Raw genomic sequence first — 17799 nt, 5'->3', positions numbered from 1 at the left:
GGGGCAGGTGTGCCCCGCGCGCTTAGGATGCCTCGGTGACCGGTTACGACTACGACTTCGAGCACCTCGACACCTCGACGCTACCCCCGCGCCAGCAGCACATTCTCGGTGTCATCCGGGACCATGTGGTGCGGCACGGCTATCCGCCGAACACCCGGCAGATCGGGGACGAGGTGGGCCTGAAATCCTCGTCGTCGGTGTCGAAGCATTTGAACGCGCTGGAGGATCGCGGGTTCCTGCGCCGCAGCGACACCATGACGCGGCCGATCGACGTGCGCATGTTCCTGCAGGGCACCGGTCCGCAGGAGCGGCAGTCCGAGGAGCAGGTGACGGTTCCGGTGGTGGGCGATATCGCCGCGGGCACGCCGATCCTGGCCGAGGAGCATGCCGACGACATGTTGTCGCTGCCACGTGAACTGGTTGGTCGTGGCACTGTATTCGCCCTGCGCGTCCGGGGTGACTCCATGGTCGACGCCGCCATCTGCGACGGCGACATCGTGGTTGTCCGCAAAGAGCACGAAGCGCACACCGGGGAGATCGTGGCGGCCATGATCGACGGCGAAGCCACGGTGAAGGTCTACCGCCGCAGCAATGGGCACGTATATTTGGAGCCGCGGAACCCCGCCTACTCCGTCATCGACGGTGACGAGGCGGTCGTGCTGGGCAAGGTGGTCTCGGTCATGCGCCGGATGTGACCGGCCCGGCGCACCGGGACCGCATCGAAGCTCCGCGCGCTTCACTGACTGAATTGGACAATGTCGGTGGGCTCGGCCATGATTCGTGCCGATATCACCATTCATCACGGGAGTGTCGAATGTCGTTGTTGCGCAAGGCCGGGATGGGCCTCGCAGTCACATCGATGGCCGCCATGGGCGCGGTGTCCGCCGGCCCCGCGGGGGCGGCGGAGGAAGGGCCGGTCTTCGAGATCGCCGGTGGCGACCTGTACGGCGCGATCGCGGTTTCGCGGAGCACCTTCCATGTGGCCTACGCAGTGGACTACACCAACAGCGGTGGCGCCGACGCGGCCGCCATCGACAGCTGTGGTGGCGGCGACTGCTACGCCATCGTCAATTTCGCCAATGCCTGCGGCGCGGTGTCGCAGTCGTCGGACGGGCGCTTCGGCGCCGGCTGGGCGGGCACCAAGGTCGAGGCCGAGAAGGCCGCGATCGACAATCTGAAGGGCAATGGCAAGGGGCTGGACCTCGGTTCCTCGCAGGGGAATACGGGCCGGGTCATCATGTCGACCTGCACGTCGAACGCCCGCTGAGCTATCGAGTGATTGTGCGCCGCATCGGAATTCTCCGGTGCGGCGCACATGTTTTTGCCGGACCACATTTCCCACCAACCCGATTTCCCAGCAACACGCCCATGCGGGCGGCCATGATTTCGGTGTGGACGACATTACCTACGAGGACACCCGGTTCGCGTTGCACGCGGCGGCGGAGCTGCTGATCGCGGGTCCGCAGTACCGGCGCTTCGGCAGCATTCGAATGCGCATCGTGCTGGGTGGCTTCACCGGTGTCAAATGGCCGGTGTCGGTGACCGGAACGGATCTGGTGTGGCCGCAGGGCCGCACCAAATTGCACGGCACATACCGCGACCTGGCCATGACCGCCGGTTTCGAAGCCGACGGGCCGCCCGGCGGCCTCTACAACGACGGCACGCACATGGACCCGGACGAGCCCTTCTCCCTCGACGGCGACGCCGCCGAAACCATGCACGACTGGTTCGCGGTGGGCGACACCGCCTTACGCCGCTTCGCCGCCGAACAGCCGGTGCTGTGGCCGGAGCACTTCGATCTATCGGTCTCGGTGGGTGAGGTGAACTTCGGTGTCTCCCCGGGAGATTGGGAGAACCCGCAGCCCTACGCCTATGTGGGCCCGTGGACGCGGCGGCGCGGCGAGTACTGGAACGCCCCGTTCGGGGCCATGCGCACCCGTGCGGCCGTGCCCACGGTGGCGGCGCTGGTCGACTTCTTCCGGGAGGGGCAGGCCCGCGCCCTCGAGGACGATTGAACCGCGGTGAGTCCCGCTGCGGCCGCTAGCCTTTCGGGCGGCCGTGGCGTCCGTCGCCGGTGATGCGGCCGCGCCGGATCAGGTCGCGTTTGGTGCCGGGGCCGAGGCTGATCTGCTCATCGGCCTCGATGGCGGGCTCGTCCGGGTTCGGTCGCACGAACAGCGTGACGGTGGTGCCCTCGGTGAAGCCGTTCTTGCGCATCATGGAGGCCGAGGCGGTGTTGTGGTTCTCCACATCGGTGACGATGCGGCGGGCGCCGTGCTTGAAAAGCGTGTCGCAGCAGACCGTCATGAGCCGTCCGGCAATGCCTCGGCCCTGCATTTCCGGGTCGACCGCGATCCATTCCAGGTACGCCCAGTCGTCGCGCAGCTCGAATTCCATGGACGCGAGCACGAATCCGACGACGCGATCGGAATCCACCGCCACCCAGCAGGAGCGTCCCGCACTGTCGAGGTGCTCGGCCACCGAGGTCAGCGACCACGAGGTGTAGGGCTTGGTACGGGTGTCGAACACCTGGTAGCCGAGGTCGATGACCTGGCGCAGGTGACCGAGACCCATCGAGACGATGGCGATATCGGCGGCTATGTCGGATTCCATGCCCGCTAGTTTGCCAGGCGGATGCTATGGCATGTCGAATCCGCGAGCGGTGCTGTGGTGGCGCCCACGCCGCCGGTCACGCGCCCTTGCGGGTGGCTTGTTTGGCCGGGGCCTTCTTCGCGGTCTTCTTGGCGGCGGTTTTCTTGGCCGCGGCCTTGGCGGGTTTGTCCGCGGCCGGTTTCGCGGCGGCTTTCGGGGTGGTCTTGCCGACCTTGCGGCCGGAGGCTTCCAGGCTGCGCTGCAGGGCGGCGACCAGGTCCACGACCTCGGCATCCATTTCCGGGGCGGCGGTTTCCGGGGCGCGTTTCACCTTGCTGCTGCCGCTGGCAATGGCCTCGTCGAGCAGTTTCTTCAATTCGATCTGATATTCGTCCACGTAGAGGCTCGGATCGAAATCATCGGACAGCGTTTCGACCAGGGTCTCGGCCATCTTCAATTCCTGGGCCTTGGGCTCGGAGACGTCGTCGAGTTTGTCGAAGGCCACCGACCGGACTTCATCGGGCCACAGCATGGTCTGCAGCACCAGCACGCCGTCGCGCACCCGCAGCGCACCCAGCCGGGTCTTCTGCCGCAGCGTGAAATGCACGAGTGCCACCCGATCCACCTCTTCGAGGGTTTTGGCGAGCAGCACATACGCTTTCGGGGTGTTCGAATCCGGTTCCAGGTAGTAGCTCTTGTCGTAGAGAATCGGGTCGATCTGATCGGCGGGCACGAATTGCAGGACCGGGATCTCGTGTTTCTCGGCCGCGGGGAGTTTCGAGAAGTCCTCGTCGGTGAGAATCACCCGATCGCCCTCGGGGGATTCGTAGGCCCTGTCGATGTCGGAATACTGCACCGGCTGGCCGTCGACCGTGCACACCCGCTCATAGCGGATCCGGCCGCCGTCGGCGGCATGCACCTGGTGGAACTTGATGTCGTGGTCCTCCGTGGCGGTGTACACCTTCACGGGGACGTTCACCAGTCCGAACGCGATGGAGCCCTTCCAGATGGACCTCATGCCCCCCACTGTACGTTCGACCATTCGTCCCGTCTGCCCGAATCGCCGTTGACCTGCGACTTACGGTCCCGGCACTTACCCGTCCTGCCCGGCGGCCTCGCCCCGCCAACGTCGGCGACCCCATCCGGGCAGTGTGGTGGCGATCGGCCCGCGTCTACCGCACGGCGCATCGCCACCACGTCTGTCCGCAGCCCGATTACCTAGAGCGTCGAACCGCGCCAGGCCAACTGCAATTCGGTGACTCCCGGTCCCTGGCGGAACGCGCACAGGGCTGGGGCGCAACCGGTTTCGAAGGCCGCGGCCCGCGTTGGCGGCTGCCAGCTCTGCTCCCCGTCGAACGACGAATACCAGATCTCATTGCCACTGGCCGACTTCCAGGCCAGATGCAGCCGCCCGTCCTGCGCGGCCAGCGCGGGCGCGAGATCGGTGTACGCGTCCGGCGGAGTGGCCCGAGACACCCAGGTCACCCCATTGGTGGTGCTCCACAACCGGATCCACTTGTCATTGTCGAGGGTGGCCTTGGTTCCCCGATGGGCGAGGTACAACGTATCCCCGAGCACCGCGAGTGCCGGACTCTCCGCCGACGCCACCCCTGGCACGACAGCCGGCGCGCTCCACCCCGCACTCCCGCGAATCGATGTGTAGATCCCCTGATTGGAGGTGATCAAATGCTCACCCCCGCGCCAGAACGCCTGCAGCGCACCCCGAAACACCACCAGGCTCGGCGACCGGGATGTCTCCGCACCCCCGAGAATCTGCTGGTCCTCCCACTTGCGCCCATCGGCGGACGCGGACCAGTAGATACTCTGATCCCCACCCGCCCCCTTCCACGCCATGTACAGCGTCTCCCCGCCCAGATCGTTCACGGTGGCGAGTGCAGGCGCCTCGGACGTCCCCACATTCGCCACATTCCACGGCGAGGTCCACACCTCCCCGTCCCCCGTACACGCCAGCCAAATGCTGTCCGTCTCATCCTCGGCCCGCCAGGCCATATGCAGATTCTGCTGAAACACCCCCAACCCCGGCCCTTCCGGCGAGGTGGCCCCCGGCACCGGAGCCTGATCCACCCACCCCCCACCCTGACCTGCCCCCGAAATCCACAGTCGGGTATCGGCATTGCGTAGCGATCCAAGGAATGCCACTGAACTCACCGCGGCCTTTCTGCGGCTCGAGTTGTGGGAACGAAGGGCTTCAGCTTATCTCGCACGAAGCGGGAAATGTACGAAAACCCTTCGCGCGGAACATAATTCAGCCTGCTATACGTTCCGGTTGGTTTATTCGATTGCGCGATGCCCCCGCCGCCTGCGAACGTAGTTGTACCGCAAGCCCTTCGGGGCTCGTCCGGAAGCCTCTGTAGCTCAGCGGGTAGCAGCAGCCGCCTTTTAAGCGGCGGGTCCCAGGTTCGAGCCCTGGCGGGGGCGCGGCGCCGGGGGTCCGACCCCCGTCGCCCCGCATTGGCTCGTAGCTCAGGGGCAGAGCGTCCGCCTGTTGAGCGGAGAATCGCAGGTTCGATCCCTGCCGAGCCAGCCACCCGACGCCACCCGGCGTCGGGCCGAACGATCCGTAGCTCAACGGCTGAGAGCGCCGCCCTGTCACGGCGGAGGATGCGGGTTCGAATCCCGTCGGGTCGACTTCACGATCAGGGAGCTCTGGTGGCGGGAATGTGTCCGAACCGCCGCCGTGCGAGCTCCCTGATCTTGCTTGTCAGGCCAGGAGGGCTCGGGTGGCGGGGATTACGTCGTTGATCCAGCGACGGAGTTGGGTTTCGTCGGAGGATTCGGGCCAGTAGACGAAGGTGTCGAAGCCGGTTTCGGTGGCCAGGTCGGCGAGGACGGCGGCCCAGCCGGCGGCGTCGGTGCGGATGGGATTCTCACCTTGGAGGGTGACCTGGCCGGGGGCTTCGGTGATGGTGCCGACGAGTTGGGCCATGCGCATGATGTCGGTGGGGTTGCGGCCTGCGTCGAGGGCGGCGGCGGAGATGATGTCCTGTGTCGCTTGCCATTTCTCGTAGGGCAGGTAGTGCGGGATGGGGGCGGCCCAGCCGTCGGCTATGCGGCCGGTGAGGGCGTTGGCCCTGGGGCCGACGCTGCCGAACCAGATGCCGACCGGGTGGGCGGGGGCGGGGCCGGATTGGACGCCCTTCACGGTGTAGTGGGCCCCTACGACTTTCGCCTTGGTGCCGGGGTGCCACATGGCGCGGATGATGGCGGTGGCTTCCTCGAGGGCTTGCAGCGCTTCGGGATTGGAGCGGACGGGGCCGCCCATCGCGCCGATGGCGGGCCAGAAAGCGCCCGCGCCCAGGGCGAGTTCGAATCGGCCGCCGCTGAGCAGATCCAGGGTCGCGGCCTGCTTGCCGAGCATGGCGGGGCCGCGCAGCGGCAGGCTGGCCACATCCGGAAAGACCCGCAGCCGTTCGGTTTCCGCCAGTATGGTGGCGATCACCGCGAAGGTGTCGGCGAGGCCGCCCGAGTACGGGTGATCCTGAATGCCGAGCAGGTCGAGCCCTTCCCGGTCCGCCTCCTTGGCCATCGCGCGCAGCCGCGGCAGCTCGGTCACCGTCGGCGCCCACTGAATACCGAAACGTAGATTCACCCCGCGATCATGCCAGCCCCGTCACAGGGATGACGGTGCGGGCGAGTCGGTTTCGTCCAGCGGGGGCAGGGTGACGCCGCGTTTGGCGGCGCGGGCTTCCAGTTCGGTGCGCAGGTCGCGGCGGATCTGCTCGACCTCGGCGGCCAGTTCGTCGCGGACCTGTTCGCGTTCGCGCAGGTTGGCCCGGAGCCCCTCGAGGGTGTTCTCGAGGGCGACCAGGCGGCGGTCGGCGCCTTTGAGCTGGTGTTCGAGAATGGCTCGCCGGTCCACCGCGGCGCTGGCGTCCTCGACCCAGGTCATGACGTAGTCGAGCCACTGCTGCTGCTTGGGCATCGCCTCCTCGGCTTCCTCCCAGCCTTTGCGGAGGGCGGCCTTGGGCGACAGGACGCGTTCGCCGCCCATCTTCTTCGGCGCATTGAGCTGGATGACGCTGAACTTCCCGGCACTGGTGACCACTGCGGTGAGGCGGAACCGGCCGATGAGGTGCATTCTGAGTTCGGCCGCGCCGCGGCCGTCGGCGTCCACGGCGCCGAGCCAGGGGCCGAAGGATGCTTCGATGATCGACTCGAGGATGCCGAGCTGGCCCACACCGCAGCGGAGGCGGGTGACGCGGCGGCGGAGATCATCGGTCGTATCGGTCATCTGGTCCCAATGCATCCGCCGAATATAACCGTGTCCGATTCGTGGTCCGGGTAGGGAACTTCCGAGCCGTGGCGCGGGTTGTATGGAGGGCCGAACGAAGGAGGAAGCGTGACCGACACGCGTACAGCGATTCTTGCCGGTGGGTGTTTCTGGGGCATGCAGGACCTGATTCGCAGGCAGCCGGGTGTTTTGTCGACCCGGGTCGGCTACACCGGCGGCTCCAATGACAACCCCGACTACCGGAATCATCCGGGGCATGCGGAGGCCGTCGAGATCGTCTACGACCCGCGCGAGACCGATTACCGGGCGCTGCTGGAGTTCTTCTTCCAGATCCACGATCCGTCCACGGTGGATCGGCAGGGCAATGACATCGGCAGCAGCTATCGATCGGCCATCTTCTATCTCGACGACGAGCAGAAGCGGGTGGCGCTCGACACCATCGCCGATGTGGACGCGTCGGGACTGTGGCCGGGCAAGGTCGTCACCGAGGTGACCCCGGCCGCCACCTTCTGGGAGGCCGAGCCCGAGCATCAGGACTACCTGCTGCGCTACCCGAACGGCTACACCTGCCACTTCCCGCGGCCGGGCTGGAAGCTGCCCAAGCGGCCTGCCGCCGCCGAGTGAGAATCACCCTGTGAACGACGAAAGCCCCTGCTGTGCAGGGGCTTTCGCTTTGTCGGGGATCATCGCAGGTCGGCCACCGCGGTATCGATGAGATCGGCGACGGCCGCGGGCTGCGAGGCCAGGGAGGCATGGCTCGCCGCCAGCTCGACGATCTCGCGCGGCCGCATCCGCTCGGCCATCCAGCGCTCGGTGCCGGGATCGATCATGCGATCGGCCGTCGACACCTGATACCAGGTGGGCTTCACCCGCCACGCGGGCGCGGTGACCGGGTCACCGAACGTGGTCGCCAGCGGGGCCTTCTGGGTGACCGCCATGACCAGCGCCTCGTCCTCGGACAGGTCCTGACAGAAATCCGCCCGGAACCTGTCCTGCGCGATCCACAGGTACCCGTCGGAGTCGGGTGCGAGATCGGGCAGCGCCGCCGGTGGCGTGCGCTGACTGAGCTGCCCCGGGCTCTCCCCGGCCTCCGGCGCGAAGGCCGCGATATAGACCAGCCCCACCACATTGGGCAGGTCACCGGCCTCGGTGATGACCGCGCCACCGTAGGCGTGCCCGACCAACAGCACCGGGCCGTCGATCTGCCGCACCATCTTCCGGGTGCGCTCGGCATCCTCGGCGAGCGAGGTGAGCGGATTCTCCACCGCGTGCAGCGAGCCGTAGCCGCGCCGCCGCAATTCGACGATGACCTTCGCCCAGTGGGCGGCCCCACCCCAGAACCCGTGGACCAGAACGATTGCCGGTGTATCGGCCATGGTGTGCATCCTCTCCGCTGCTCGGTTTCACTCGACGCTAGGCCGCCTACCTGCCGGGACGCCCCGCCCGAATGGGGTGAACCCGTACGCCGGCCGTTCCTCCGAGCATGCGTGCGGCCACGACCGATGAGTCTGCGTCCGGCGCGGCGTCTACACGGGTATGACGACTCACGTTCTCTCGACCGCCGACGCCGATATCACCTACGACGTGCACGGCCCGTTGCCCACCGCCGATGGCCGTGCTCCGCTGTTCTTCATCGGACAGCCCATGGACGCCAGTGGTTTTCGTGCCCTGGTGGCCGAGTTCCCGGATCGCACCGTGATCACCTATGACCCGCGCGGACTCGGTCGAAGCGTTCGCAAGGATGGGCAGGTGGACAGTGTTCCGGCCGAGCAGGCCGAGGATGTGCACGCGGTGATCGAGGCGCTCGGCGCGGGACCGGTGGAGATGTTCGCCAGCAGTGGCGGGGCGATCACCTCGCTGGCGTTGGTGGCTGCCCATCCGGACGATGTCACCACGCTGGTGGCGCACGAGCCGCCGCTGGCCACCGTGCTGCCCGATGCCGAGGCCGCCGCCCGTGCGCTGGCCGGATTCCGAGAGGCGTACCGGGCCAAGGGTTTCGGCGCGGGCATGGCGACGTTCATCGCCACCACCTCGTGGCAGGGCGAGTTCACCGACGCGTGGTTCGCGCAGCCCGCCGCCGACCCGGCCATGTTCGGCCTGCCGACGGAGGACGACGGCACCCGGGATGATCCGCTGCTGTCGGAGCGCTCCGCTCCGGTCACCGACTACCGCCCCGATATCGCCGCCCTGCGCGCCGCGCCGACCCGCATCGTGATCGCCGCCGGTGAGGAGTCCGCGGGCACCTTCTGCGATCGCACGTCGGCGAGTCTCGCGGACCTGCTCGGTCAGCAGGTGACGGTGTTCCCGAGCCACCATGGCGGCTTCGTGGGCGAGGAAACCGGCTATCCCGGCCAGCCCGAGGCTTTCGGCAAGAAGCTGCGCGAAGTTCTCGACACCGCCGAATCTCGGTGAGCCGAGCGGGATTCAGCGCAGCGCCAGCGCCAGGAAGAAGTCGACGCGATCTTCGAGCCGGGACAGGTCGCGTTCGGTGAGTTCCTCGATGCGCTGGATCCGGTAGCGCAGTGTGTTCACGTGCAGGTGCAGCATTTCCGCGCATTTGGTCCATGACCCGGAGACCTCGAGGAAGGTCTCCAGGGTGTGGACCAGATCGGAGCGATTGTCCTTGTCGTAGTTGATCAGCGGATCCAGCAGCCGCACCCGGAACATGCGCCGCACCTCGTCGGGGACGCTGGCCAGCAGCAGCATGTGTGTGGCCAGTTCGTCGTGGCGTACCACGCTGGTGGGCTGATTGCGTTCGGCGGCCATACGCCGCGCGTAGCGGGCTTCCTCGACCGCGCCGCGCAGGCCCTCGCCGTCGACGCCGCCGCTGATGCCCACGGACAGCCGGCTGCCCTGCAAGCCGGGCGTGAGCGCTTCGATGGCGCGGTGAATGCGATCGTCGATGTGCGGATCGTCGCCGAGCGGCACCAGCGCGATGGCCTCACCGTCCACGACGCCCGCGGCCGGGCTTGCGCCGTAAAGGATTTCGCGCAGCAGCGCCCGCAGTTCGCGCGGCCGCACCGCCCCCGCGTCGGCGGTCGCGGCCACCGCGAGATACCGCTCGGACAGGCCGAGTCCGGTGAGTTCGAGCCGCGCGATGATGTCGGCGGGCTTGGCGTCGGACACGATCAGCTCGATGAGTTCCTGCGCCAGCCGCCCCTCGGCGCTCTGCCGATCATCCAGTCGCGCCCGCTCGAGTGAGACGACTGCCGCGAGTTCGCCGGTGATGAGCCGGCGTTCCTCGGACCAGTCCTTGTGGTCGCTCTCGAACACCAGGAACCAGTCCGCGACCCGCGAGGTGCCGTCGGGATCGACCGCGAACAGCGAATACCGGGCACCCTCGAGGGTGACCACGTGCGGCAGCCGTCGTGCGGCCAGGAAGGCCGTCCGCAACCCGTTGGGCGGAAGCTCCGAGGGCCCGGCCACGATCCGCCCGGTCGAGGACACCACCCAACATCGGGTGCCGAGCTCCCGGTCGATCAGCTCGAGCACCGAATCCAGTCCGCCCCCGGACACCAGTTTGCGATGCCGATCCAGAATGGCCGCCAGATCCGCCGCCCGCCCGGTCGACAAATGCCGGTTGACCTGCTCGGTAACCGTCGCGAAGGCGATCTGCTCGGGCACCCGGAACAGCGGGATTCGGTGTTTCCGACAGGCCTCGACGATATCGGCGGGCGGTTCGCCGTATAGCGCGTCCCCGGCGGCCAGCGCGGCCACCTTGGCCCGTGCGAGCGCCGCCACGAAGGTTTCGCTGTCCCCGTCGGCCCGGCGCCACTGCATGCCCGTGAGCACGAGTTCGCCGCCCGAGAGGTAGCGGCTGGGGTCGAGCATGTCCGTGGTGACCACCCAGCGTACGAACCGGTCGAGCTCGTCTTCTCCGGTGACGAGCTCCAGGCCGATGTCGGTCATACCGAGCAAAGAGCGCAGGCGCATGATTGCTCACGCTAACAGTCGATGACTGCGGGGTTACGAGCCTTGGATGTATCTACGAACAACGCGGTGTGAAGCAGGCCACAGATTCGGAGGTCTCGTCCCTGCCGTCCTGGACGAGTGCCCGGTGTACTTACCGGGCAACACGCCAATGGATGGAGGTCGGATGTCGAGTCGCCTGGAATGGCTCGGATCGCTGCCCCTGGAGGATGCCGAGGCGCAGCTGCTGACCTGCTGCGCGTCGCGGCGCTGGGCGCGGAAGATGGTCGCGAATCGTCCCTATATGGACGAGGCGAGCCTGGACGAGGCCGCGCGAGCCGGCATACGGGAATTGGATTGGGCCGATATAGAAGAGGCCCTCTCCGCCCACCCCAGGATCGGTGATCGCGCCGAAGCCGCGAAGCCGCAGGAGCTTTCGCAGCGCGAGGCGCAGTGGTCACAAGAAGAGCAGTCGGGCACCGCGAGTGCCGAGGCCGCTGTTCTGGAGGAGCTCAGGGCGCGAAACATCGCCTACGAGAACCGTTTCGGGCATGTGTTCCTGATTCGGGCCACCGGCCGCAGCGCGGGGGAGATGCTCTCCGAACTGCATCGCCGGCTGCACAACTCGGTCGAGGACGAACGTCTCGCTGTCCGAGCCGAACTCGCGGATATCACCGTGTTGCGCATTCGAAAACTGCTGGGGCTGATATGAGTCTGTCCACGCATGTGCTCAACGCCGCGACCGGGAAGCCCGCCGAGGATATGGCGGTGCGACTCGAAGCGGCCGACGGCACACTTCTCGCCGAGGGCCGCACCGATGCCGACGGGCGCATCAAGGATCTGCCCGCTCCCGAGCCCGGCGTACACCGCCTGATCTTCGAGACCGGTGATCTCAGCCCGTTCTACCCCTCGGTGACCATCGCTTTCACCGTCACCGATCCGGCGCAGCACTATCACGTGCCGCTGCTGTTGAGTCCCTATTCCTTCTCCACCTATCGAGGTAGCTGAACCATGTCGATCAAGCTAGGTCCGAATCGCTACGGCAAGGCCGAGACTCGCGTCGTGCGGGTGACCAAGAACGGCGCCAAGCACGATCTGCGGGACCTGAACGTGAGTGTGGCGCTGTCCGGCGACATGGAGGCCGTGCACTACACCGGCGACAACGGCACGGTGCTGCCGACGGACACCCAGAAGAACACGGTGTTCTCCTTCGCCAAGCAGTACGGCATCTCCTCGCCGGAGGACTTCGGCCTGAAGCTGGCCCGGCACTTCGTGGATTCGCAGCCCACCATCCATCACGCGCGGGTGGAGCTGGAGGAGTACACCTGGGAGCGGAATGTGGTGGGGCTCAACAGCCATCCGCATTCGTTCGTGAAGTCCAACCGCGAAACCCGCACGGCCGTGGTGCATTACGACGGCCGCAAGGCGTGGGTCGTGTCCGGGCTCAAGGACATGACGGTGCTGAACTCCACCGGCTCGGAGTTCCACGGCTTCATCAAGGACCGCTACACCACCCTGCGCGAGACCCGCGACCGCGTGCTGGCCACCGAGGTCAATGCCCAGTGGCGGCACACCTCCGACAGCGTCGAGTGGGACAAGTCCTACGAGGTGGTGAAGCGTTGCCTGCTCCAGGCTTTCGCCGACACCCATTCGCTGTCGCTGCAGCAGACCCTCTACGAGATGGGGGAGCGGGTCCTCGAAACCGTCTCCGACATCGTGGAAGTCAAGCTGGCCCTGCCGAACAAGCATCACTTCGAGGTGGATCTGTCGCACTTCGGGCAGGTCAACGACAACGAGGTGTTCTGGGCCGCCGACCGTCCGTACGGACTCATCGAGGGCACGGTGGTGCGCGAGGTTCCGGCCGCCGGTCCGGCGTGGGATTGAGATCGGGAGCGGCACAATGGAATTCTTGCGACCCAACTCCTGGGCTCACGCCCTGGAACTCAAGGCGGAGCACCCGGACGCGGTGCCGATTCAGGGCGGCACCGATGTCATGGTGGAGCTCAACTTCGACCGGCATCGGCCGGAGTACATCCTGGATCTGAACCCGTGCCGGGAGGTGTTCCACGTCGATCGGACCGACGGGCAGCTGCGCATCGGTTCCGGCGTCCCGTACGTGAAGATCATCAACCGGTACGGGCGGGAACTGCCGGGCCTGGCCCAGGCGTCCCGCACGGTCGGCTCCCCGCAGATCCGCAATCGCGGCACGGTGGGCGGCAACCTCGGCGGCGCCTCGCCCGCCGGTGACGCGCACCCCGCCCTGCTGGCGGCGAATGCCGTGGTGGAGGCCGAATCCGCGGCCCGCGGCAGCCGCATGATCCCCATCGACGACTTCTACGTCTGGGTCAAGAAGAACGCCCTCGAGCCGGATGAACTGATCCGCGCCGTGTGGCTGAAGCCGGCCACCGGCCCCCAGTACTTCGCCAAGGTCGGCACCCGCAATGCCATGGTGATCGCGGTGTGCTCCTTCGCCATCGCACTGCACACCGACACCAGAACGGTCGGCACCGGCATCGGCTCGGCGGGCCCGACCCCGCTGCGGGCGGTCGAGGCGCAGGAGTTCCTGGCCGCGAATCTGCCCTGGGACAACCCGATTCCACTCGCCGAGGACGTGGCGCGGGAGTTCGGCACGCTGGCCGCGGCCGCCGCCAAACCCATCGACGATGTGCGCGGCACCGCCGACTACCGCAAGCACGCGGTGTCGGTCATGGCCCGGCGCACGCTCGGCTGGGCGTGGAACGACTACATCGCGGAAAGGAGGGCCGCCTGATGCGAATCACCTTCGATGTCAACGGCTCCGAGGAAATCGTCGACGACGTGTGGGAAGGGGAGAGCCTGCTGTACCTGCTGCGTGAGCGGGTCGGGCTGCCCGGTTCCAAGAATGCGTGTGAGCAGGGTGAATGTGGTTCTTGCACTGTCTATCTCGACGGCGCTCCTGTCTGTTCTTGTCTGGTGGCGGCCGGCCAGGTCGAGCAGCGCTCGGTCCGCACGGTGGAAGGCCTCGCTGATGGGGATCGACTCGACCCCATGCAGCAGGCGTTCGTCGACGCCGGCGCGGTCCAGTGCGGTTTCTGCACACCGGGTCTCCTGGTCCAGGCGCACGACCTGATCGAGCGAGTGCCGGATCCCTCGGATGTGGAGATTCGGGAGGCGCTGTCCGGAAACCTCTGCCGCTGCACCGGTTACGAGAAGATCCTGGACGCCGTACGTCTAGCAGCCCAGCGGAAGGCGGCAGCCCAATGACGAAGCTCGTTATCGAGAACGCTTACATCGCACCGGTTGTCGGTGACGAGATCCCCGACGGCTATCTGATCGTCGGTGACGACGGCCGGATCGAAGCCCTCGGCGCGGGACCCGCGCCGACGGTGGTGGGCGCCGACCGCCTCTCCGGCGCCGGATGCCTGGTGACCCCGGGCCTGGTGAACACCCACCACCACCTCTACCAGTGGGCCACCCAGGGCCTGTACCAGGACGCCACCCTGTTCGAGTGGCTGACCGGCCTGTACCGCCTGTGGGCGCGCATGGACGCCGACGTCGTCTACGGCGCCGCCTCGGCGGGGCTGGGCTGGCTGACCCTGACCGGCACCACCACCTCCACCGATCACCACTACGTGTTCCCCAAGGGCCGCGGCGATCTGTTCGAGGCCGAGGTGCGGGCCGCCCGCGAACTCGGCGTGCGCTTCCACCCGTGCCGCGGGTCCATGGACCGCGGCCAGTCCCAGGGCGGGCTGCCGCCGGACGAGGTGGTCGAGAACCGCGAAGAGATCCTGATCAATACCGCGGAGATCATCGACAAGTACCACGACCCGTCCTTCGACTCCATGCTGCGCGTGGCGGTCGCGCCCTGCTCGCCGTTCTCGGTGAGCGAGGGTCTCATGCGGGATTCGGCGGAACTGGCCCGCGCCAAGGGCGTTCGGCTGCACACCCATCTCGCCGAAACCCTCGACGAGGAGGAGCACTGCCTCGAGCAGATGGGCTGCACCCCGGTCGAATACATGGAGAAGCTGGGCTGGCTCGGCGACGACGTGTGGTTCGCGCACGCGGTTCACCTGCACGACAAGGATATTCGCCGCTTCGCCGACACCGGCACCGGTTCGGCGCACTGCCCGAGCTCGAACGCGCGCCTCGGCGCGGGCATCGCCCGGGTCATGGATCTGCTCGCGGCCGGCGCTCCCGTCGGTCTCGGCGTGGACGGCGCGGCCTCGAGTGAACTCACCTCCATGGCCGGGGAGATGCGGCAGGCCATGCTGTTCCAGCGCGCCGTGCACGGCCCCAAGGCTTTGACCGCCCGCCAGGCGCTCGAGATCGGCACCCTCGGCGGTGCGCGAAACCTGGGCCGCCAGAACGAGATCGGCTCCCTCGAACCCGGCAAGCTCGCCGACATCGCCATCTGGAAGGTCGACGGCTTCCGGGCCGCTGTGACCGATCCGGTGTGCTCGCTGGTGTTCGGCCCCCAGCCGCCGCTGGCCCGCCTGCTCGTCGGCGGCAAGACGGTTGTCGAGAACGACGAGCTCAAGACCGTCGCGCACGACCAGGTCGGCCGCAATGGCGTCGCCGCGCGCGAGCGAATCATGCGTCAGGAGTCCTGATGACCGCAGTACGTACCACCAACTTCCCGCACGAGGTCGTCGCACCCGGCCACGGCGGCATCGGCGAGAGCCCGCTGCGGCCCGACGGCATCCTCAAGGTCAAGGGCGACTTCGCCTACACCTCGGACCTTTGGATCGACGGAATGCTGTGGGGCGCAACACTGCGCAGCCCACACCCGCGCGCTCGGATCCTGAGCATCGACACCGCGCCCGCGCTGGCCATGACCGGCGTGCACGCCGTGCTCACCCACGAGGACGTGCCCGGCCGCAAGGTGTACGGGCTCGACCACACCTGGGATCAGCCGGTGCTGGCCTTCGACGAGGTGCGCCATCATGGTGAACCCATCGCACTGGTCGCCGCCGATCATCCCGAAATCGCCCGGCGCGCACTGGCCGTCATCGAGATCGAATGGGAAGTACTCGAACCCATCGTCGACCCGATGGCCGTCATCGAGGATCCGGAAGCGAACCGGGTGCAGGAGCGCGGCGGCATCACCCGCCATCAGCCCGTGCGCGTCGGCGACATCAATGTCGGCCGTGAGCTGGCCGCCGTGGTCGTCACCGAGGAGTACGAGGTCGGCATTCAGGACCAGGCCTTCCTGGGACCCGAATCCGGGCTGGTGATCCCGACCGAGGACGGCGGCCTGGAGTTCTATGTCGCCACCCAGTGGCTGCACTGGGACCTCACCCAGATCGCCCCCTGCCTCGGCCTTTCCGAGGATCGCATCAAGATGACCATGGGCGGCGTCGGCGGCGCGTTCGGCGGCCGCGAGGACATCTCCATGCAGATCCACGCCGGCCTGCTCGCCATGCACACCGGCAAGCCGATCAAGATGATGTACAACCGCGAGGAGTCCTTCTTCGGGCACGTGCACCGGCATCCGGCGCGCATGCGCTACGAATACGGTGCCACGGCGACCGGAAAGCTCACCTACGCAAAGGTTCTCATCGTCCTCGATGGTGGCGCGTATACCTCGGCCACCCAGAACGTGGTCGGCAACGCGTCCTCGCTGGCGGTCGGGCCGTACGAGATTCCGCACCTGGAAATCGACGTCTACGGTGTGTACACCAACAACCCGCCCTGCGGTGCCATGCGCGGATTCGGCGCTGTGCAAGCGTGTTTCGCGCACGAATCGATGATGGACAAGGTCGCCGACGCGCTCGGGATGGATTCGGTCACCGTACGCCAGGCCAATGCCGTCTCCCAGGGGTCGAAGCTGGCCACCGGGCAGATCGTGCACGCCCCGATGCCCATGGCCGAGATGCTCGAGATGTCGCGCGCCATGGAACTGCCGGATGCCCTGGACGCCTCCGACATTCGCAATCTGCCCGGCGGCGCGTCCCAGACCACCCACGGCGAGGGCGTGGTGCGCGGCGTCGGCTACGGCGTCGGCATCAAGAACATCTGCTTCTCCGAGGGTTTCGACGACTACTCCACCGCCCGAGTGCGTTTGGAGATCGTGAACGGCGAGCCCGTCGCGCTGGTGCACACCGCCGCCGCGGAGGTCGGCCAGGGCCTGGTCACCGTGGAGGCGCAGATCGCGCGCACCGAACTCGGCATCGAACGCGTGGTCATCCACCCCGCCGACAATGGCGTGGGCAGCGCGGGTTCGTCCTCGGCGTCGCGGCAGACCTACATGACCGGCGGTGCGGTGAAGACCGCCTGTGAAGCCGTGCGGGACAGGCTGTTCGTGCTGGCCCGGGAACGCACCGGCACGCACAAGTACCTGCAGCTCGTCGGCGGCAAGATCGTCGCCAACAATGGCCAGGTCATCGCCGCCATCGCGGACGTGCTCGGTGACGATGTCATCGAGGAGACCCGCGAATACCACCACCGGCCGACCACCGGCATGGATCCGATCACCGGTCAGGGCGACAGCCACACCCAGCTCGCGCTCTGCGTGCACCGGGCCGTGGTGGATGTCGACACCGAGCTCGGATTGGTGAAAGTCGTTGCCCTGGACGCTGTTCAGGATGTCGGCAAGATCATGAACCGCCTGTCCCTCGAGGGCCAGATCCACGGCGGTTCGGTGCAGGGCTTGGGTCTGGCCGTGATGGAGGAAATTCAGGTCTCAGGCGGCAAGGTACGCAACCCGTCCTTCACGGACTATCTCATCCCCACCATTCTCGACACCCCCACGCAGAAGCTGGAGATTCTCGAGAACGCCGATCCGCACGCCCCCTACGGCCTGCGCGGCGCGGGCGAACCGCCCACCCTCTCATCCACGCCGGCCGTCGTCGCAGCCATTCGCGACGCCTGCCGCAGACATGGCGGCACCGGGAACATCACCCGGGTGCCCGTGCGACCGGAAGACATCATCCGGAGCAGTTGATCAACAGGGGCAGACCGAATCCGCGGTAGGGACCCCACAACAGCAGTCCACCGAATCCGCGGTCCGGGGAGTTCATCGATGTGGCGATGAAGAGCCCGGACCGTAGGTCGGCTACGCCCCGAGG

General features: G+C 67.3%; 19 protein-coding genes and 3 tRNA genes. 15 read left to right on the top strand and 7 right to left on the bottom strand.

The window, feature by feature from the left end:
- Positions 1-35: 35 nt before the first annotated feature.
- From lexA to H0264_RS26885, 3 genes are all read left to right on the top strand, one after another.
- The gene (gene lexA / locus H0264_RS26895) at positions 36-695 is read left to right on the top strand and encodes a transcriptional repressor LexA (RefSeq protein ID WP_181580139.1); all 660 of its coding nucleotides are present in this window, start codon (positions 36-38) and stop codon (positions 693-695) included.
- 119 nt (positions 696-814) lie between these two features.
- On the top strand, positions 815-1267 hold the full coding sequence (locus tag H0264_RS26890; RefSeq protein ID WP_181580138.1) for a DUF4189 domain-containing protein: 453 nt from the start codon (positions 815-817) through the stop codon (positions 1265-1267).
- 124 nt (positions 1268-1391) lie between these two features.
- Positions 1392-2015, top strand: coding sequence for a hypothetical protein (locus tag H0264_RS26885; RefSeq protein ID WP_181580137.1), 624 nt, complete (start codon positions 1392-1394; stop codon positions 2013-2015).
- Between the two features lie 25 nt (positions 2016-2040).
- On the opposite strand, the gene H0264_RS26880 is transcribed toward H0264_RS26885, so the two are convergent.
- The 3 genes from H0264_RS26880 to H0264_RS26870 form a co-directional block, all read right to left on the bottom strand.
- Positions 2041-2613 (bottom strand): GNAT family N-acetyltransferase, encoded by a 573-nt coding sequence (locus H0264_RS26880; protein ID WP_181580136.1) that lies wholly within the window; start codon positions 2611-2613, stop codon positions 2041-2043.
- Between the two features lie 76 nt (positions 2614-2689).
- Positions 2690-3610 carry a non-homologous end joining protein Ku gene (gene ku, locus H0264_RS26875; protein ID WP_181580135.1) on the bottom strand — a complete coding sequence of 307 codons (921 nt, stop codon included), beginning with the start codon at positions 3608-3610 and terminating at the stop codon, positions 2690-2692.
- Between the two features lie 200 nt (positions 3611-3810).
- A complete protein-coding gene (locus H0264_RS26870) occupies positions 3811-4677 on the bottom strand; it encodes a hypothetical protein (protein ID WP_181580134.1) in 867 nt (288 codons plus the stop codon).
- Between the two features lie 280 nt (positions 4678-4957).
- Between H0264_RS26870 and H0264_RS26865 the strand changes: the two genes are divergently transcribed.
- The 3 genes from H0264_RS26865 (at position 4958) to H0264_RS26855 (ending at position 5241) form a co-directional block, all read left to right on the top strand.
- A tRNA-Lys gene (locus H0264_RS26865) sits at positions 4958-5031 on the top strand.
- A gap of 34 nt (positions 5032-5065) precedes the next feature.
- A tRNA-Asn gene (locus tag H0264_RS26860) sits at positions 5066-5140 on the top strand.
- 27 nt (positions 5141-5167) lie between these two features.
- A tRNA-Asp gene (locus H0264_RS26855) sits at positions 5168-5241 on the top strand.
- 73 nt (positions 5242-5314) lie between these two features.
- On the opposite strand, the gene H0264_RS26850 is transcribed toward H0264_RS26855, so the two are convergent.
- Together H0264_RS26850 and H0264_RS26845 are read right to left on the bottom strand one after the other, a co-directional pair.
- Positions 5315-6202 (bottom strand): LLM class flavin-dependent oxidoreductase, encoded by an 888-nt coding sequence (locus tag H0264_RS26850; RefSeq protein ID WP_181580133.1) that lies wholly within the window; start codon positions 6200-6202, stop codon positions 5315-5317.
- A 21-nt stretch (positions 6203-6223) separates the two neighbouring features.
- On the bottom strand, positions 6224-6859 hold the full coding sequence (locus tag H0264_RS26845; RefSeq protein ID WP_181580132.1) for a hypothetical protein: 636 nt from the start codon (positions 6857-6859) through the stop codon (positions 6224-6226).
- Positions 6860-6952: 93 nt separating this feature from the next.
- Here H0264_RS26845 and msrA point away from each other — a divergent pair, with 93 nt between their 5' ends.
- The gene (gene msrA / locus H0264_RS26840) at positions 6953-7468 is read left to right on the top strand and encodes a peptide-methionine (S)-S-oxide reductase MsrA (RefSeq protein WP_181580131.1); all 516 of its coding nucleotides are present in this window, start codon (positions 6953-6955) and stop codon (positions 7466-7468) included.
- A gap of 59 nt (positions 7469-7527) precedes the next feature.
- On the opposite strand, the gene H0264_RS26835 is transcribed toward msrA, so the two are convergent.
- Positions 7528-8220, bottom strand: a complete 693-nt coding sequence (locus H0264_RS26835) for an alpha/beta hydrolase (RefSeq protein WP_181580130.1) — start codon at positions 8218-8220, stop codon at positions 7528-7530.
- 160 nt (positions 8221-8380) lie between these two features.
- Here H0264_RS26835 and H0264_RS26830 point away from each other — a divergent pair, with 160 nt between their 5' ends.
- A complete protein-coding gene (locus H0264_RS26830; protein ID WP_181580129.1) occupies positions 8381-9256 on the top strand; it encodes an alpha/beta fold hydrolase in 876 nt (291 codons plus the stop codon).
- A 12-nt stretch (positions 9257-9268) separates the two neighbouring features.
- Here H0264_RS26830 and H0264_RS26825 read toward each other — a convergent pair whose 3' ends face one another.
- Entirely contained in the window at positions 9269-10777 is a 1509-nt protein-coding gene (locus tag H0264_RS26825; protein ID WP_181580128.1) for a PucR family transcriptional regulator, read from the bottom strand.
- Between the two features lie 163 nt (positions 10778-10940).
- On the opposite strand from H0264_RS26825, the gene uraD reads away from it, so the two are divergent.
- Genes uraD through H0264_RS26790 form a run of 7 tightly spaced genes read left to right on the top strand, consistent with a single transcriptional unit; the run spans position 10941 to position 17675 of the window.
- Positions 10941-11465, top strand: coding sequence for a 2-oxo-4-hydroxy-4-carboxy-5-ureidoimidazoline decarboxylase (uraD, locus tag H0264_RS26820; protein WP_181580127.1), 525 nt, complete (start codon positions 10941-10943; stop codon positions 11463-11465).
- Positions 11462-11761 (top strand): hydroxyisourate hydrolase, encoded by a 300-nt coding sequence (uraH, locus tag H0264_RS26815; protein ID WP_181580126.1) that lies wholly within the window; start codon positions 11462-11464, stop codon positions 11759-11761. The genes uraD and uraH overlap by 4 nt, the downstream gene beginning before the upstream one ends.
- Positions 11762-11764: 3 nt before the next feature.
- Positions 11765-12637: a factor-independent urate hydroxylase gene (gene pucL, locus H0264_RS26810; RefSeq protein WP_181580125.1), complete on the top strand. Its 873-nt coding sequence runs from the start codon at positions 11765-11767 to the stop codon at positions 12635-12637.
- Between the two features lie 16 nt (positions 12638-12653).
- Entirely contained in the window at positions 12654-13523 is an 870-nt protein-coding gene (locus tag H0264_RS26805; protein WP_181580124.1) for an FAD binding domain-containing protein, read from the top strand.
- Positions 13523-13996 carry a (2Fe-2S)-binding protein gene (locus tag H0264_RS26800; protein WP_181580123.1) on the top strand — a complete coding sequence of 158 codons (474 nt, stop codon included), beginning with the start codon at positions 13523-13525 and terminating at the stop codon, positions 13994-13996. The genes H0264_RS26805 and H0264_RS26800 overlap by 1 nt, the downstream gene beginning before the upstream one ends.
- Positions 13993-15342 carry an 8-oxoguanine deaminase gene (locus H0264_RS26795; RefSeq protein ID WP_181580122.1) on the top strand — a complete coding sequence of 450 codons (1350 nt, stop codon included), beginning with the start codon at positions 13993-13995 and terminating at the stop codon, positions 15340-15342. The genes H0264_RS26800 and H0264_RS26795 overlap by 4 nt, the downstream gene beginning before the upstream one ends.
- Positions 15342-17675, top strand: a complete 2334-nt coding sequence (locus H0264_RS26790) for a molybdopterin cofactor-binding domain-containing protein (RefSeq protein WP_181580121.1) — start codon at positions 15342-15344, stop codon at positions 17673-17675. Before H0264_RS26795 ends, H0264_RS26790 begins: the two co-directional genes overlap by 1 nt.
- Positions 17676-17799 lie beyond the last annotated feature (124 nt).

It is taken from the genome of Nocardia huaxiensis, assembly GCF_013744875.1.
GTDB classification, from domain to species: domain Bacteria; phylum Actinomycetota; class Actinomycetes; order Mycobacteriales; family Mycobacteriaceae; genus Nocardia; species Nocardia huaxiensis.
This window is presented reverse-complemented; position numbering and strand designations above follow the sequence as displayed.